Genomic DNA, 15,177 nt, shown 5'->3' with positions numbered 1-15,177 from the left:
CCTCGGGCCATGTCCGCCCATGATGCGGTAGAGCCGCGGCGCAGGACGGACAACACTGGGACGGGGTCACCCGAATGGGGGGCGCGAACTCGGCCCGGCCGGGCATGCTCCGCTGGGCGATCAGACGGAGCGCGCGGTTATCCCCAGTCGTGCAGGTTCCGTTTCAGCGCGTTGAACCGTGCGGACCGGCGAGGGGCTTGGCTCGCGCCGGGTGCGCTGCTGAGGGCGAGGGCGGGATCGGTGACCTGAGTAACGGCTCGGGTAGTCAGCAAGGCCGTAGCCGGTGCAAGCGGGCGGGCGCGGTCAGGAACGCTGGGCGACGACGGGGGCGGTGCGGGGACGGGGCAGGGTGATGCCTTGCTCCTGCGCTGCCGTTCCGGGGCGGAGGGTCCAGGGGACGGTCCCGGTGCTCGTGAGCCAGTCGTTCGCCAGAAGACGCTGCACGATGAACCACCGGAGCTGGTGGGGCACGTCCCACCCCATGCCGTCTCCGACCTGCCGGAACGAGGGGCCATGGCCGTGCTCGGCACGGAAGGCCACCGTGAACGCGGCGACCTGCGGGCCGCGGTCGGGGTGCTCGGCTTTCCACTGTCCGTACAGAGTCTTGGTCTGCTTGGACATGAACTGGGCACGGCTGGGGGTCGTGAACGCCTCCGCCACCCGCTCTGGGGCGAATCCACACACGCCGCAGGACTCGATGCTCTCCACATGCCGCCGCAGGCCGGGAGTGGCCGCTTCCTTCCACCGAAACCACGCGTCGGCGTCGAAGCGGAACCCGCGTGCCGCCTTGGCGGCGTCGGTGTGCGCCCGCTCCTCCTCGGTGGGCGGGCGCAGACCTGAAAGGTGGCGTACCTGGGGGTCGAGACGGTATCGATCACCGGACAGCTCGGCGAGGAAGCCTTTCTCCAGGAGCTTCGGGAGCTCCGCCCTGCAGGCTGCGGGCAGGTGGGCCGGGAGGGAGCCGAGGAGGCGGGAGGTGCCGTGGGCGGCGAGGAACAGGCCGGCCAGGCGGGCGGCGGGCGGGAGTTTCTTGACCGGTTTGGCCGACAGCGACTTCGTGGTCCACCCCGATACGCGTGAGCGGGTCTGCTTTCCGAGCGGCAGGGGATGGTCGCCGTTGCGGGTCAGTTCCGGGACGGTGACGGGAGTCGGAGGCGCGGTGGGGTCAGTGCTGAAGACCGTGTCCGCCAGCTGCCATCCCAAGCCCCGCAAGGCGTTCACGGCTTCGTGGGCGTCGCCCAGCCGAAGTGAGGCGAGATCCTGGCCGGTGATGTTACCGACGCCGCCGCGCGCTGCCCGGATGGCCACCAACGCCGCCAGGAGCTGCGCATCGGGACCGGGCAGGGCCAGCGCCGCAACATAGTCGAGCAGGGCGCGGGCCGCTTCACCCTGCTTTGGACTCAGGAGGAAGGGGAGCTGCTGGGGCGTGCCGCCCGGGACTGTACTGGCGCAGGACGCGTTCGACGCTGATGCTGGCATGCCTCACCCAACGGGCGCAGGCAGCAGGAGTTACGTGAACAGACCCCCTGCTCATACAGCACCCAAAGGCGTCCCGGATGAGGCGCCACCCGTCGTGCTGGTCCCAGGTCAGGTAGACGCCGTGCGGCCAGTGTTCGATGCGTACGGTGCCAGTGCCAGCGGGCCACCAGAAGGCGCCGTCGAGCCGGTCGGTGGCGGCGCCGGAGTCGTCTTCGCAGGCCCACCACTGGGCGGCCCCGCGTTCTCAGGTCATGAACGAACTGAGCAAGCAGATGCAGCAGGCGTACAACGAGCACGGGCGGGATCGGGCGAAAGCCGCTGGCTGATCACAACGTCACACAGACCTTAGGTCGGGGGTGGCACGACGATGTACGCGACACACACCCATTCACCAGCCCTCCACACCCATCTGAAGCACCCTGCTTCTTCGGGCGGCCCCGAGCGAGGACCGGGCGATCGGTCAACGTACTTGGTGACAATCTCACCGTCCCGAACGGTCGACACCCCAACCTGGCGATCAAGGTCAACACCCATGACGTCAACTACCCCACCGATATACCCGATGGAGTAGTTTTTTGCGACATCCGGGTACTTCTCGAACACTGCCTGGATGTCATTGAAAAGGGCGGTGTCGTGAGCCGGCCCGATCTTCGGCTTCGCCTTCATGGATGCTCCAGGACGCCGGGGGTTGCCTGACCTCGCACGAGGCGCGGAGCGCCTACCGAGCAGTACTCCACCATGATGCCCATTTGATTGCTACCGCCACGGGAGTGAAGTGGGCAGGGTCGTCGTCCCAATCGCATCCATGAAGGTCGGGGTGATCGGCGATACGGCGGGAGAGAAGAAGAGGGCGGCACGAAGGAGCCAATCCGGACCGTTCGAGCCGTTCGATTCTTCGTCAGGAACGATCCTAAGCGCGGGCCCCTCGAGGTCCTCCGACTCATCTCAGCCCTTCGAAGGGGTCGAAGCCCAGCTCACTGATCACCCGCTGCCGTGTGGACTCCTTGGGGCGCCACTGCTCACTGGCCGGGTAGATGAGGACGAGTCCGGCCGCCGGAGGTGCAGCGAGGTAGTCGGCTCTGGGGCAGGCGGTGAGATGGGGACATTCATCCATCACGCGGTTACAGGAGGCGCACAGCAGTCCCCGTACGAGGCCGGTCAGGTGGTCGTGGTCGACCATGGCTCCGGGGTACAGGCCGCAGCCGTGGCAGTCGGGGCCGAGGTTGTCGACCAGTGCGGCGCGCAGGCGCCGGATGGAGGCCGTGCGAGCCGGGGGCGACGGCCACAGGTGTCGCAGTTCGTAGCGCCCGCCCTGGCAGCGGTCGGCCCGCCCGACGGTACCGGGGTCGACAGCAGGGTCAGTACGTGCTCCCGTTCCAGCTCCTGGAGGAGACGGGACAGCTGGTGACTGTGGCGGACATCGTTGCCGACCGCGACGCCGCGCTGGAGCGAGCGCCGGAAACCTTGCGTCGGATCCGTGAAGTCCTCGGCTCTAGCTGCCCCGTCAAGGACTGTGCGCCCAGCATCCTGCGGCCCGTGACGGTCCTGGTAGTCGGATGTGCTGACTGGAACAACCGCGACCTGGTGGAGGACACCTCACAGAGCAGCGTTTTGACAGCAGTTCAGCTCGGTGGAGCAATTTCCGGAGCCGCAAAAGCGCTGGCTACGGAAGCCGGTAGGAGGCCCCGATGACCGAGATGACCACCCCATCGGCGTACGGCATCGGAAGCGGCGCGGTCAGTTTGCTCTGGGTTCGGACCTGATAGTGGCGTCGGCGGAAGGAATGGCCAGTGGCTGCTCGGTTTCCCCGAGGAGAGCGCCTTGTGGAACTCGCCAGTGCTGCGGCTGCGCTCTTCGGTAAGCGCCAGGAGCGGGAGCGAACGGCCAGTTGCGGGGTTTGCTGTCAGTGCGGGTTCTGGCGCATGTCGAGGTAGCAGCGCAGCCGGACGCCGGGCTCGCCGGGATTCCGAGTGGTGCGTTCTGCTGCTGCGGTGGCCCAACGGGCAGCGAGCTGGTCCTGGAAGGCGAAGGCGGTGTCGTCGTCGGCGGCTGCGATCTCCACGACGACCAGCCCCGGCTGTGCGACATGCGCTTCGGTGATCGGCCTCATGCCTGGCACTACGCGCCCGGCGGCCGGCAGGTTGCGTGCAGCACGGCGGATTCACCCGGCCGGGCAGTGATGCAGGCGTGCCGCCGCCGACAAGCATTGGCCCTGGGGGCGGGGCGACAACTCACTGCCGCGCCCTTGTGCCTGTCAGGCGCTGCGGCGGGGCTTTCGGCTGGTGGTCTTCTTCGCCGCACTCTTGCCCGCGCCCGTCTTTTTGGCCGCGGGCTGCTTCGTCGCTGCCGTCTTCTTCGCCGGAGTCTTCCTCGCGGTCTTCCTGGCGGGCAGCTCGTGCACGTCGGCGTGGCCTTCGCCGCGGGAGGCCTTCGCTTTCTGCACGGATTCGTTCAGCGCGGCCATCAGGTCCAGTACCGCGCCCGGCTCCTCCGGCTCGGGCGCTTCGGGCAGCGGCTTGTCCTGGCGTTTGGCTTCGATGATCTGCTCGAGGGCTTCGGTGTACTCGTCGTGGAAGTCTTCGGACTCGAGGTCTTCGATCGTCAGGGTGTCCATCAGGGCGAGCGCGCCGTCGATCTCGTCGTCCGAGAGTTCCACCGGGTCGGGGTACAGCTCGCCGGGATCGCGGATCTCGTCGGGCCAGCGCATCGCGTGCAGCACGATCGCTCCTTCCCGTACCCGGAGCAGGCCGAGGCGTTCGCGGCCGCTCCACGCGTATTTCGCGACGGCCACCTTCGCGGAGCGGCCGAGGGCCTCGGCGAGCAGTTTGTACGGCTTCGCCGCCACCGGCTGGGCCGGGGCGAGATAGTAGCCCTCGGCGATCCGGATCGGGTCGACCGACTCCAGCGGAACGAAGGCCACGATCTCGATCGCCTTCGCGGTCGGCAGCGGCAGGTTCTGCAGGTCCTCGTCGGTGACGGGGATGACCTGTGTTTTCGTCAGCTCGTAGCCCTTGCCGATCTCGGCGCTGGCCACCTCGCGGTCCTCGATCTCGCAGAACTTGCGGACCCGGACACGGCCCATGTCCTCACGGTGGTACTGGTGGAACCGCACGGAGTGGTCCTCGGTGGCCGACTGCACATTGATCGGCACGTTGACCAGGCCAAAGCTGATAGCGCCGCTCCAGATCGTCCGGGGCATGGCAGACCTCCGCAGTAGCCCCGAGCAGCTCCAGGCTATGACCGCCACGCAGCTCATGCACTACCCCGTACGCCTCAGCAGCCCGTCCGTGACCAGCGGCGCGGGACACCAGCTTGTCCGGTCGGAGCGGTCGGCGACTGGGCCTGGCTAGGTGCGTGTGCTGACGTAGCGCGCGTTGGGGCCCCACTTGGCCAGGGCCGGTTCCATGCACCACTGGCAGAGCGGTGTGCCGCCGCGGCCGTATTTGTGGGTCTTTCGCTGGCAGGCCGCGCAGGGGCCCACCTGGTCGCCGGGACAGGTCAGGGCGGAGGGGTCCGGCTCGTTCACGGGCGGCGGGGCAGTGGTCATCGCGGTGGTCCTCGTTCTGCGTGGAGCGTCCTTGCGGTGGGGGTCATGGGCGGGGCGCGGGATAAGCCGGTGATGCGCAGCTGGGTGTCGGGCTCGCAGTGGGTGCAGGCCCGCAGCCCGGTCGCCAGGAGCCGGCGGGCTTCGTCGCGGCCGATGGGCTGGCGGCGCCTGCCCGCCATGTGGCAGGTACCGGCATGGACCTGCACGGGCGGGCGGCCGCTGCCGATGCCGAGTTCGACGATCCACTCCGGCGGCTCGGGCCGCACCCGGCGGCCATGCTCCTCTTCCGCCTGCCGCTGCTCAAGGGACGCGATCTTCGTGTCGATGCGCCGCAGCCACAGCGCGTGCCACACCCGCAGAGTGCGCAGGCGGTCCAGGTCGGGCGGCAGGTCATCGAACACATTTTTGATTCTATGCTCAACGATCACTTGCGGCGCACTCGCATGTTCGATTTTCTGTTCGATAACGTGGTGGGTGGGAGGTGAGCGCGATGACCACGGACGCGGAGCTGGCGGGCCGGGTGCCGACGGTGATGCATGTGCGCTGCCCGGACCGCCTGCCGGAGGAGACATACCGGCAGGTGCTGGAGCTGCTGCACGAACTGTCGCCCGTGGTGCAGTCCCTGCCTCCCACCGCTGCCCTGGTGGAGCTGAAGGGCGCCCTGCGCTACCACGGCATGGACGGCCGACGCCTGGGAGAGGTGCTGCGCGTACGCACCCTGTCGCGCCTCGGTGTCGACGTGCGGGTGGGCGTCGGCCCGACGGTCACCGTCGCGGCCACAGCCTCCGGCCAGGTCCCAACCCCTGGCGGCGTCCTGGCCGTGGCCCCCGGCGAGGCCGCCGGCTGGCTGGCGCCGCTGCCGGTGGAGGCCCTGCACGGCATCGGCCCCCGCCATGCCGAACTGCTCCATGAGTACGGCATCCACTGCGTCGGCCTGCTCGCCGCCGCGCCGCCCTCCACCGTGCAGCGCCTCCTCGGCGGCCGCGCCGGCCGTCTCGCCGCCGACCGCGCCCGCGGCATCGACCCCCGCCCCGTTGTCCCCCGCGCCCTGCCCGCGACCGCTGCGGTCCGGTGCCGCTTCGAGCGGCACACCCTGGCGGGGGCCTCGGTCCGGGCGGCTCTCCTGGACCTGGTCGTCCGGCTCGGGCACCTCCTGCGCCACCGGGACCAGGCCGCTCGCGCTGTGACCCTCACGCTGAGGTTCGCCGGTGGCAGCAGCTGGGAGAAGACCCGGCGGCTGCCCGCGGCATCAGGGCATGACGAGGACCTGCGCATCATTGCCTACCGGCTGCTCGACGCCGCGGGCCTGCAGCGCGGCCGCCTCACCGGCTTGGTTCTCACGGCCGAGGACCTCATAGGGGCGGACCAGGTGGCTGAGCAGATCAGTCTGGACAGCAGCCGGGAAGCCCGGCTGGTCGCCGAGCACACCGTCGACTGCATCCGCTCCAAGTACGGCCCCGGTGTGATCGGCCCCGCGGCCGCCTTGCTGCGTGCGTCCTGATCCGCGTAAGGGGCCGACGGGTGTTCAGCAGCCTGTGGGTTGGCCGTGCGGCCCCCTTCTTGGGTGTTACTTCAGCACAGGGGGCCGCACGGTGGTGCGGCGTCGATGTGGCGCCCTCGTTTTCCATCATTGCGCCCCGAGCGGCCGAGCGGTGCCGGAGGTGGTGTTCCCCCCCCCAAATGGTTGAATCGGCGGCTATTTAGGCCCGTGTTCCGGGTGGCGGGGTCTGGCGAGGGGTGGCTAACGCCCCGCATTGTTCCGCAACCGCTTGATCGCGTGGCGTACGTCCTGCGGGCCGGTCCATGCTGAGCTCGCCTTCCTGACGACGCCTCAGCACCGTTGTCAGACAAGGCTGTTGTGGTGCGGGGGCACGTGGAGCTATCGCAGGAGAAAACAGATTTCATGGCATGTAAGAAGGTGATGACCGTCGCCGTCCTGGCGGTGGTCCTCACATGGAGCACGGTCATGGCCGTGCTGGGCTACGAGACGGCGGTCGCCGTCGTCGTGCCCTCGCTGGGCCTGCTCGTGCAGCAGATCGTCCAGGTCCTCACCGCCCCCGACGGCCCACGCCCCGCCGACACCCCCAGCCCGGCATCAGAGGGCGGCGGACAGGAGCCGCCCCGATGACCTGGCCCCTGGACGCCGACGAGCCGCTCCCACCAGACACGTCCGCCAGGCGCGGCCGCCCGCCCGCCCCGATCGCCGCCGCGGCAGGCCTGTCCCACCGCGCCTGGCTCGAGCCGCTGCGCGCCTTCCAGCGCGCCTGCGGCATCACGCTCGACGATCTCGCCCAGCGGGCCGGCTTCTCCAAGACCCGCATCAGCGAACTCCTGCGCGGCAACGGCTACTACCCCGCCTGGGAGATCACCTCGAGTGTCATCCGCGCGCTCGGTCTGCCCCTGGAACCGATGTTCCGGCTGTGGATCGCGGGCGCTGAGGAAGCCGGGAAGCCGGACGGCTGGATCGACCGCAGCATCCAGCAGGTCGCCCTCCAGGCCGAGCCTGCGCCCCTGCCCTACGAGGCGTTCACCGACTCCGTCCGCGAGGCCTACACCGCCTACGCCCGCGCCTTCCTCCTCGCCGATCGTCGCGCTGCCCTCGCCGTTGCCGAGACCTTCGACCTCCTGTGGGTGTCCTGGAACGAGGCCGTCGCCAGCGACAGCCTTCCCCGCTTCGCCTGGCTGCTGCTGCGCGAGCGGGTCATGGCGCGCGTGCACCACCATCGCGGGCGTCCCGACCTGCGGGCCGCGGCGTTCGCCGCCAACAAGGTCCACGACGACATGCCAGGCCACCTCGTCGCCCTGAGCGAACTTACGCGCCTGTTCGACGCCATCGGCCGCCTGCCCGACGACCAGATGGACATCACCGTCCTGCGCTACCTGTGCGCCGTCCCCGCCCATGCCATCCCCGGCATCGTCGGCCTGAGCAAGGTCATCACCCACGCCACCGACCACCACGCCCGAGCCGCCCTCGAGCACCTGCTCCCCGACCTCACTCAGGAGTGAACCCGCCCCTCATGCCCCCCATCGACACTCTCCTCGCCCGCGCCCGCCTCAACCCCTACCCCGGCGTCCCCGAAGACACCGTCCCCTATCCCGACACGCCCTGCGCCGGCCCCGGTGTCCACGACCCAGCCGCGCGGGACACCGAACCGGCCGTCGCCGACTGCCTGAACAACCTGTGCGAAGCCATCGTCGCCACCGTAGGCCCCAACGACCTCGAGTTCGTCACCGACAAGATCCCCGAACCGCACGGCGCCTGGCTCCTGGGCTGCGCGCTCCACCTCGCCGGCATCGCAGACGGCGCACGCTTCTGGTGGCAGTTCGCCGCCGCAGCACCGCACCCGGCCGCCGCCTACTGCCTCTCCCTGCACCACACCGCCCGCGGCGAAGACCATGCCGCCGGCTTCTGGTACGCCCAGAGCGGCCTGGAAGAAGAAGCAGTGGAATGCGACACGATCACCGTCACCGGCATCACCCCGCCCCTCACCCGCTTCCGCTTCGACGCCGGCATCCCCACCGTCCTGCGCGTCTTCAGCCTCCTGGCGGCCCGCACCAACCCGGCCCGCACGCGGCGCGCCGAGGAACTCGCCAGCTACGTCGCCCTGGCCGTCACCCGCGGCTACCGCCGTCACCCCGACATCGAAATCCCCATCCCCGAAGCCACCTTCGCCGCACGCATCGCCTACATCCTCTCCTCCACCCCACCTTGGGCGCGCGCCAGCCGCCTACTCAGCTGTGTCCTGCCCAGGCGCCAGCAGACCGCTACCGGCACACCGAACGCCCCCGGGACGCGGCCGCTCAGGGCGCGCAGCGGTGAAAGTGCTATACCGGTCACTCTTCCGCGTCGCTGGGCAGGCGGATCCACCCAGGCTCAGCGCATGGTCTGACTACCCGGCTGGGACGTGACAGCGGGATCGCGCGGCCCCGTGTTCCGCTTCGCACGCTGCACGGGGCCGCGACAACTCCCGCAGAGCCCGTGTGCCGCTGGTCTGACAGTGCGGCCTAGAGAAATGGGGCCGCCGGGCCGAAAAGCGGGGCGGACCCCCGGAGCGCAACTCGTCTATCAACGTGTGGGGTTTGGCGAAATTCACTCGATGGTGGCGAGAAGCCGCTCACGCATCGGGAGCGTCCCCTTGTGACGTCGATCACGCAGTGCGCATGCGCTGCGCCTTTGAGTGACTGTCGACGCAGGTCAGAGGGGGCATCTACCGCCCTGACGATCACTTTGAGCACTGAGTCGACCACACCGCGTGAAATTCGTGAGGCCGCGCATGCGTGTTCGGCCGATTGGGCCGGTTGAGTGATCCCTAGCGGTGCCCCGGGAGCCGCTCTTTCCGTCAGCCCTCAACGAAGAGGACCGAAGACACCCCATGACCGACAACGTTCGTGAGGACGGCCGCATGCCTGTGGTCGAGGAGGCCCCGTTCCAGCTCCCCATGGAGTTCGAGGCCCACTACCTCACCAACCAGGAGACGTTCCACGACTTTGCGCTGAAGATCCTGCTGACCAACGAACGGGCGGAGAAGGCCGTCCACCGCGCCTACGTGGAGATCCGCACCCGCTGGGACACCCTGCTCACCGAGCCCGACCTGCAGACACAGACCTGGCAGATCCTGCGCCGTGCCATCATCGACGAACTGATCGGCGGCTGCCGCGAGGAACTCGCCGCGCGCGACAGCGGCATCGGCCTCTACCCGGCCCTCGCCAAGCTGCCCCCGCGCCAGTTCGACGCGATCGTCCTGCGGTTCATCGGCCGGTACGACACCAAGGAGATCGCCTGGTACATGGGCCTCACGCCCGGCACCGTCACCCACCACATCCGCAAAGCCCAGGAACGCCTCGCCCCCATCCACCGCCGCGCCACACGGCCGATCAAGAAGGAGGACGCCCAGTGAGCGACACCTGGGAGCAGCTCTTCGCCGACGCCGACAACGGCGTCTGCGAACCCCGCCGCGCCTTCGACGTCGGCGCCGGGCTGCGCCGCATCGCCCGCGCCACCGCCCACCTCCCCTCCCCCGCAGCACCCCTCGGAGGCCACCCCAGCGCCCGGCGCCGGCTCGGCGTCATGACCCGGGTCGTGGTCACCCAGGCCGGCGCGGCCGCCCACATGGAGGAGCTGACCGCGCTGCTCGGCGGCGACGGCACCGTCGCGCAGTTCGACGGCTGGACCGACGGCGTCGACATCGAGGGCGTCCAGGTCTTCGCCTGCATGCTCTACCTCGCCCACCACCCTGAAAGCGCCCGCTTCTGGTGGTGCTTCGCCGCCGGCGCCGGGTCCAGCGGCGCGGCGTACTGCCTCTACCTCGACCACCTTGCTCTGGGCGACGAGCGCGAGGCGAGGTTCTGGAAGCGGCAGGTGACCGCTCTGTTCTGCCCGGACGCGCCCCGAGATCGCGAAGTCGACACCCAGGCGTTCCTCAAAGCGCTGGAGCACTTCACCAACGACTCCGCCCGCCGCGACGCCAGCCGGGCAGTCCTGACCGGCGGACTGGAGGCCGACGTCGACCAGCTGGCCGACCATCACACCGCCGACGGCCTGGTCTGCCGCCCCGACGCCCGCCTGACCGACCGCATCCACGAACTCGCCGGCCGCCCCTGAACGCAGAAGTCCGGCGCGGGGCCGAAGGTTCCTAGGCCGCCCAGCCCCCGCCGGACCACACCAGCACCCCGAAGAACGGAGCACCTACGTGAAGACTAGCCGCCACACCCGCACCGCGGACCAGACCCCGCGCATCCGCCGCACCAGCACCACCCAGAAGCCCTCCCGGCTCCGCCGCGGCCGCCGCTGGATCGCCCGCCGACGCAGCGCCCTCATCTACAACGCCCTGCGCGGCGCCGCATACGCCACCGGCGCCGGCACCATCGGTCTCGGCTTCTACCTGATCCAACAGCAGATCTGACTCCTACGGACCTCAGACACTCGGCGGGCCGCAGCCTCTTGGTGCGGCCCCTCAGGGGCGGCGGGCGGCTTCTGGGGGCGGGCAGTCGTGCGGCCTTGGGAGCTAGGCGCCTGCCCGGCAATGCGGGTGAGACAGCCATTGCTGCGACCAAGCAGACCGGCTGCTCTTTGCCCACCCCATCCTGTTCTGACGTAGGCGCACCCAGAAGCCTGCCTCCGCAAAACACCCACCCCGGCGTTCGTAGCAACTCGGTTCGCTCTCTTGAGCCTCACAGCCTGTTTCCCCAGGTAGATGGGCTGCAGAGTGAGCCTGAGAGTGAGGACGTCAGCATGAAACGTCGCCTCACCCTCAAGAGGGCTCGTACGGTGTTTGTACGGTAGATGTACGCGAAGCTTACGGTTCATGGGGTAGAGTGTGGGTCAGGAGGTGTTCCATGTCCGAGATGTTCGATGCGGTCGACGCGCTGGTCGCGTCCCGCTCTGCTCTGCCGTCGGCGGAGGAGCGCAAGCGGCTGCGCACGGCGCACGGCCTGACGCTGGACGACGTCGCCGGCGCGCTGAAGGTGCGTCGGGCCACGGTGTCCGCCTGGGAGTCGACGAAGAAGCCGACCGAGCCGCGAGGCCCGGAGCGTGAGGCGTACGCGCGACTGCTCAAGCAGCTCGCGGAGCTCTACCCGGCCCCGGTGCCCGCCACGTTCACCGGAGCGCCCGACCCGGCAGGCGAACTGCCGACAGTGCCGGACGCTGCGATCGACGAAATGGTCGAAAGCCTGAGGCCGCCCACTCCCGCCCCGGTAGCCGATATGCCACCGGTTCCGGACGACGCCATTGACCAGGCGTTCCCCGTACAGCCCGCCGCATCGTCGCGGCGCCCGGCGAGCACCGCCAGGCCGTCGTCGACGTCGCGCCGTCCGGGCGCGCGGAAGGCTGCCCCGGCCGGTACCCCGGCGGGCGGCGCCGAACCGCGGTTCGAGAACGGCCCGCTGGCGGTCCTGGACGTCGACGCCGACGGGCAGGTGCGGGCGTACTGCACCGGCGGCCTGGTCCTGGACGTGCCCGCCAAGTCTCTTCCGTCCCTGGTGGACTGGACGCTGAAGGAGGCGAAGCTCGGGGCGCCGAAGCTCTCCGGCCCTGGCAAGGACGCCGATCCGCTGCTCGTGCTCACCGGGGCCGCGCTGGAGCGCTACGGCCTCCCGGCCGCTCTCACGGAGGAGGAGAGGCTCGCGGGGCGCATCCCGGAGGGCCACAAGGTCATCAAGCAGCTGACCCGCGCGCAGTGGCAGCTGACGAAGCGCGGCTTCGGCCCGTGGGCGCGGATTTACCGCCCCGCGACCGGTTCGGAGCGGGCCTGCGTGCAGCTGTGCATCCCGTCGTGGAACGCGCTGGACACCCGGCACTGGGGCGCGGCCGGGCAGCTGGGGCCGGCCGAACTCGCCCGGCTCCTGGGCGTGTACGCGTCCCGGGTGATGACGCCGCGCGGATCGACCGCCGTGACCGGCCTGGAGCTGATGACCGCGCTGCACCCGCCGACCCGCGCCTCCGAGCCCGACGCCGACGGCAAGCGGCACTCCGAGCACAACCCCGGCTCACTCGGCAAGGACCCGGTGGACTGCGCACCGTGCGAGGCCCCGGACGGTCACCCGCTGCTCAAGGACCTGCCCCGCTTCCACGTGCGCGGCCCGGCGGAGAAGCTGTTCGAGGAGGCGTACGACTGGGCACGGCAGATGACCGATGCCGAGTGCACCCTGCGCCACCTGGTCGGCATCGACGTCAACATGGCCTTCGCCGCCGGAGCGAACGGCCTGAACGTCGGCCTCGGAGCGCCGACGCACGTCACGAACCCGGTCTTCGACCCGAAGCTGCCCGGCTCGTGGCTGGTGGACCTGAGCCATGTCGACCTGTCCCGCGTGAAGGTCGGCAAGGAGTGGGTGGAGCTGGACGGCTCGCTGCTGCCCTCCCCGTTCACGCCGAAGGGAGAGCGCCCCGAAGGGCCGGCCTGGTACGCGACGCCGACCGTGGCCTACGCGGTGGAGCTCGGCTACGAGGCGCGCCCGCTCGAGGCGTACGTCCGCTACCAGAACGGCCGCTACCTGGACGGCTGGTACAACCGGCTGCGCGACGCCTACCTCGCCACGATGGCCGACCTCGGCGTGCACGCGGACATGGAGCCGGCGGACTTCCTGGCGGCGATGGACGGCTGCAAGAGCCGTGACCCGGACCTGGCGATCGTCGTCTCAGCGGTCAAGGCGACGGTGAAGGGCGGTCTGGGCAAGCTGCGCGAGCGCCCGCGCGGGGAGGGCTGGCGGCCGGGCGAGCCGTGGCGCGCGCTGTCCCGCCCGACGTGGCGGCCGGACATCCGGGCGGCGGTCATCTCCCGCACCCGGATCAACCTGCACCGCAAGATCGTCAAGCACGCGGCGTTCACCGGCCAGTACCCGGTGGCGATCCTGTCCGACTGCGTCGTCTACGCGGCCAACGGCGAGAGCCCGCTGGACTTTCTGCCCTACCGGGAGGGCAAGCCGCTGCCCGGCGGTTTCAAGCTCGGCATCAACCCCGGCCTGGTCAAGCACGAGGGCACTCAGGAGGTCCTGTGGGGCGAGGAGGTCCGGGAGCGGTTCAACGCGCCGGAACTCAACTTGGCCCGGTACATCAAGGACGGCACCGTCACCGACGTCGACAACGGAGAGTAGGAGTAGGCGATGAGCCTGTTCGGGGACGGCCTGGAGGCCGCGGTGCAGAAGGCGTTCACCCGCCCGGCACCGAAGTCGGCCGGCGCGCAGATGCGCTACCTGGTCAAGCAGCTCAAGAGCACCAAGGCGGTCGCCCAGATGCTGCGGGTCTCCCAGCGCACCGTCGAGCGGTACGTGAAGGACCAGCTCAAGAAGCCCCGCCCGGACCTCGCCGCGCGCCTGGAGCGCGAGGTGAAGAAACGGTGGCAGCCGCAGGTCCGGGCGAAGGCCAAGGCGAAGGCAGCGAGCACGGGCGGCATCGTCATCGACACCCGCGCCCGCATGGGCTACACCGCGCCGATCGGGTCCACGGACCAGGACCGCATCCGGCACCTGACCGTCGCCCTGCCCCCGCCCTACGCCGCCCGCCTCTTCGACGCCCAGGAGGCCGGCGTCAGCGACGCCCGACTGCAGGAGATCGCGGCCGAAGCCCTCAAGGAGGTGTACTTCCAGGACGGCGGCCGCCGCGCCGGCTCCCTGGAGGAGGTCCGGTTCACGGACATCGAGCACCTCGAGTTCGACCTGTAGATCTCCCAGCAGCAAGGGCCCGAACCGCTGGATGTGTGACTGAGCGCCCCAGTTGGCGGGTGAGCGCTTCAGTCGGCGAGTCGGTTCGCGGAGACCAGCCACCGCCAGCGCCGACGCTCCGTGACAAGGGTGGCGGCGGCCAGCAGAGTCGCGGGGGCCGCCGCCCAGGCGGGCCAGGCCAGCCACGAGAAGACCACGGCCGCAGCGAGCTGGAGCAGCACCAGCAGGATCGTGACCCAGCCCGGCACCGCGATGATCACGTTGGCCTTGTCCCCAGGAGTGGAGAACAACGTCGGAAGGCCGATCAGGGCCAGCACGGACAGGGCGGCAAGCAGCGATGAGTGGCTGGCCAGGGCCCAGGGGGTGGCCACCCACGCGACGAGTTCCGTCGCGAAGCGCAGGGCGGACGCAGCGCGGTCGTCCGGCCGTCTCAAGGTCATTGCCCCATCAGCAGCGTCGGTCACCTGCTGACGATGTCACGGCGCCGCAGCAAACTGCCAGGGGCTGGGACGCCGCCGTCCCACCATGCCCGCCGGGGGAGGCACGGCACGCTGAGCGCTTCAGTTGGCGAAACTCGCCACCTGCAGCGCTCAGTCACAGTGCGGGGAGCAGAAGGACGCGATGACGTTCCTCGACCTCGACCAGGGTCCTCCCCGCGGGTGTGGGGAGCAGGTCCTTCACGGGGCCTGTCGTCGGGGCGGGCCGGGTCCATCCCTGCGGGTGCGGGGAGCAGCTGACCGCGTACAGCAGCGGCAGTCAGAACGCGGGTCCATCCCCGCGGGTGCGGGGAGCAGGCTCGGGTCGTCGAAGTCCGGGTCTTTCACCAGGGTCCATCCCCGCGGGTGCGGGGAGCAGCCGGTGGCCTACTTGCCGCGTACGTGGATGCTGGGTCCATCCCCGCGGGTGCGGGGAGCAGACCCGGTTGCCCTGCAGGTCGAGCAGGGCGCGGGGTCCATCCCCGCGGGTGCGGGGAGCAGTCTCGGTGACCTGCG

At 70.1% G+C, this 15,177-nt stretch carries 17 protein-coding genes and 1 CRISPR repeat array; of the genes, 9 read left to right on the top strand and 8 right to left on the bottom strand.

Going from position 1 to position 15,177, the window contains the following annotated elements:
- Positions 1 to 303 precede the first annotated feature (303 nt).
- The 7 genes from ABZZ79_RS28810 to ABZZ79_RS28780 form a co-directional block, all read right to left on the bottom strand.
- Positions 304 to 1,479, bottom strand: coding sequence for a hypothetical protein (locus ABZZ79_RS28810; protein ID WP_356693556.1), 1,176 nt, complete (start codon positions 1,477 to 1,479; stop codon positions 304 to 306).
- A gap of 345 nt (positions 1,480 to 1,824) precedes the next feature.
- Complete coding sequence (locus tag ABZZ79_RS28805; protein ID WP_356693554.1) at positions 1,825 to 2,145, bottom strand: hypothetical protein; 321 nt, start codon at positions 2,143 to 2,145, stop codon at positions 1,825 to 1,827.
- A 274-nt stretch (positions 2,146 to 2,419) separates the two neighbouring features.
- Complete coding sequence (locus ABZZ79_RS28800; protein ID WP_356693740.1) at positions 2,420 to 2,725, bottom strand: endonuclease domain-containing protein; 306 nt, start codon at positions 2,723 to 2,725, stop codon at positions 2,420 to 2,422.
- 657 nt (positions 2,726 to 3,382) lie between these two features.
- Positions 3,383 to 3,589, bottom strand: coding sequence for a DUF6207 family protein (locus ABZZ79_RS28795; RefSeq protein ID WP_356693552.1), 207 nt, complete (start codon positions 3,587 to 3,589; stop codon positions 3,383 to 3,385).
- Positions 3,590 to 3,733: 144 nt separating this feature from the next.
- A complete protein-coding gene (locus ABZZ79_RS28790) occupies positions 3,734 to 4,678 on the bottom strand; it encodes a Ku protein (protein ID WP_356693550.1) in 945 nt (314 codons plus the stop codon).
- 147 nt (positions 4,679 to 4,825) lie between these two features.
- Positions 4,826 to 5,026, bottom strand: coding sequence for a hypothetical protein (locus ABZZ79_RS28785; protein WP_356693548.1), 201 nt, complete (start codon positions 5,024 to 5,026; stop codon positions 4,826 to 4,828).
- Positions 5,023 to 5,427 carry a DUF6233 domain-containing protein gene (locus tag ABZZ79_RS28780; protein ID WP_356693546.1) on the bottom strand — a complete coding sequence of 135 codons (405 nt, stop codon included), beginning with the start codon at positions 5,425 to 5,427 and terminating at the stop codon, positions 5,023 to 5,025. The genes ABZZ79_RS28785 and ABZZ79_RS28780 overlap by 4 nt, the downstream gene beginning before the upstream one ends.
- 89 nt (positions 5,428 to 5,516) lie before the next feature.
- Here ABZZ79_RS28780 and ABZZ79_RS28775 point away from each other — a divergent pair, with 89 nt between their 5' ends.
- The 9 genes from ABZZ79_RS28775 to ABZZ79_RS28735 all read left to right on the top strand — a co-directional run bounded on the left by ABZZ79_RS28775 (position 5,517) and on the right by ABZZ79_RS28735 (position 14,185).
- Positions 5,517 to 6,527 carry a hypothetical protein gene (locus ABZZ79_RS28775; RefSeq protein WP_356693544.1) on the top strand — a complete coding sequence of 337 codons (1,011 nt, stop codon included), beginning with the start codon at positions 5,517 to 5,519 and terminating at the stop codon, positions 6,525 to 6,527.
- Positions 6,528 to 6,929: 402 nt separating this feature from the next.
- Positions 6,930 to 7,154, top strand: a complete 225-nt coding sequence (locus ABZZ79_RS28770; protein ID WP_356693542.1) for a hypothetical protein — start codon at positions 6,930 to 6,932, stop codon at positions 7,152 to 7,154.
- The gene (locus ABZZ79_RS28765) at positions 7,151 to 8,032 is read left to right on the top strand and encodes a helix-turn-helix transcriptional regulator (RefSeq protein ID WP_356693540.1); all 882 of its coding nucleotides are present in this window, start codon (positions 7,151 to 7,153) and stop codon (positions 8,030 to 8,032) included. The genes ABZZ79_RS28770 and ABZZ79_RS28765 overlap by 4 nt, the downstream gene beginning before the upstream one ends.
- A gap of 11 nt (positions 8,033 to 8,043) precedes the next feature.
- Complete coding sequence (locus ABZZ79_RS28760) at positions 8,044 to 8,916, top strand: hypothetical protein (RefSeq protein WP_356693538.1); 873 nt, start codon at positions 8,044 to 8,046, stop codon at positions 8,914 to 8,916.
- Positions 8,917 to 9,399: 483 nt separating this feature from the next.
- Positions 9,400 to 9,924: a sigma-70 family RNA polymerase sigma factor gene (locus ABZZ79_RS28755; RefSeq protein ID WP_356693536.1), complete on the top strand. Its 525-nt coding sequence runs from the start codon at positions 9,400 to 9,402 to the stop codon at positions 9,922 to 9,924.
- Complete coding sequence (locus ABZZ79_RS28750; RefSeq protein WP_356693534.1) at positions 9,921 to 10,628, top strand: hypothetical protein; 708 nt, start codon at positions 9,921 to 9,923, stop codon at positions 10,626 to 10,628. Before ABZZ79_RS28755 ends, ABZZ79_RS28750 begins: the two co-directional genes overlap by 4 nt.
- Before the next feature lie 88 nt (positions 10,629 to 10,716).
- Positions 10,717 to 10,929, top strand: a complete 213-nt coding sequence (locus ABZZ79_RS28745) for a hypothetical protein (RefSeq protein WP_356693533.1) — start codon at positions 10,717 to 10,719, stop codon at positions 10,927 to 10,929.
- A gap of 433 nt (positions 10,930 to 11,362) precedes the next feature.
- Positions 11,363 to 13,618, top strand: coding sequence for a transcriptional regulator (locus ABZZ79_RS28740; protein WP_356693531.1), 2,256 nt, complete (start codon positions 11,363 to 11,365; stop codon positions 13,616 to 13,618).
- Between the two features lie 9 nt (positions 13,619 to 13,627).
- Positions 13,628 to 14,185 (top strand): XRE family transcriptional regulator, encoded by a 558-nt coding sequence (locus tag ABZZ79_RS28735; protein WP_356693529.1) that lies wholly within the window; start codon positions 13,628 to 13,630, stop codon positions 14,183 to 14,185.
- Positions 14,186 to 14,253: 68 nt separating this feature from the next.
- Here the strand turns inward: ABZZ79_RS28735 and ABZZ79_RS28730 are convergent, their stop codons facing one another.
- Positions 14,254 to 14,625, bottom strand: coding sequence for a hypothetical protein (locus ABZZ79_RS28730; protein WP_356693527.1), 372 nt, complete (start codon positions 14,623 to 14,625; stop codon positions 14,254 to 14,256).
- A gap of 203 nt (positions 14,626 to 14,828) precedes the next feature.
- A CRISPR array of direct repeats spans positions 14,829 to 15,162; the repeat unit is 29 nt; unit sequence GGGTCCATCCCCGCGGGTGCGGGGAGCAG.
- Positions 15,163 to 15,177 lie beyond the last annotated feature (15 nt).

This window comes from Streptomyces sp. NPDC006458 (assembly GCF_040612135.1).
In the GTDB taxonomy this organism is placed as follows: domain Bacteria; phylum Actinomycetota; class Actinomycetes; order Streptomycetales; family Streptomycetaceae; genus Streptomyces.
This window is presented reverse-complemented; position numbering and strand designations above follow the sequence as displayed.

Excerpts from the sequence above, each read along its gene's own strand:
- ABZZ79_RS28810 (WP_356693556.1), bottom strand. The coding sequence starts at position 1,479 with ATGCCAGCATCAGCGTCGAACGCGTCCTGCGCCAGTACAGTCCCGGGC.
- ABZZ79_RS28730 (WP_356693527.1), bottom strand. The coding sequence starts at position 14,625 with ATGACCTTGAGACGGCCGGACGACCGCGCTGCGTCCGCCCTGCGCTTC.
- ABZZ79_RS28765 (WP_356693540.1), top strand. The coding sequence starts at position 7,151 with ATGACCTGGCCCCTGGACGCCGACGAGCCGCTCCCACCAGACACGTCC.
- ABZZ79_RS28755 (WP_356693536.1), top strand. The coding sequence starts at position 9,400 with ATGACCGACAACGTTCGTGAGGACGGCCGCATGCCTGTGGTCGAGGAG.
- ABZZ79_RS28785 (WP_356693548.1), bottom strand. The coding sequence starts at position 5,026 with ATGACCACTGCCCCGCCGCCCGTGAACGAGCCGGACCCCTCCGCCCTG.
- ABZZ79_RS28735 (WP_356693529.1), top strand. The coding sequence starts at position 13,628 with ATGAGCCTGTTCGGGGACGGCCTGGAGGCCGCGGTGCAGAAGGCGTTC.
- ABZZ79_RS28790 (WP_356693550.1), bottom strand. The coding sequence starts at position 4,678 with ATGCCCCGGACGATCTGGAGCGGCGCTATCAGCTTTGGCCTGGTCAAC.
- ABZZ79_RS28805 (WP_356693554.1), bottom strand. The coding sequence starts at position 2,145 with ATGAAGGCGAAGCCGAAGATCGGGCCGGCTCACGACACCGCCCTTTTC.
- ABZZ79_RS28740 (WP_356693531.1), top strand. The coding sequence starts at position 11,363 with ATGTCCGAGATGTTCGATGCGGTCGACGCGCTGGTCGCGTCCCGCTCT.
- ABZZ79_RS28775 (WP_356693544.1), top strand. The coding sequence starts at position 5,517 with ATGACCACGGACGCGGAGCTGGCGGGCCGGGTGCCGACGGTGATGCAT.
- ABZZ79_RS28795 (WP_356693552.1), bottom strand. The coding sequence starts at position 3,589 with ATGAGGCCGATCACCGAAGCGCATGTCGCACAGCCGGGGCTGGTCGTC.
- ABZZ79_RS28770 (WP_356693542.1), top strand. The coding sequence starts at position 6,930 with ATGGCATGTAAGAAGGTGATGACCGTCGCCGTCCTGGCGGTGGTCCTC.
- ABZZ79_RS28760 (WP_356693538.1), top strand. The coding sequence starts at position 8,044 with ATGCCCCCCATCGACACTCTCCTCGCCCGCGCCCGCCTCAACCCCTAC.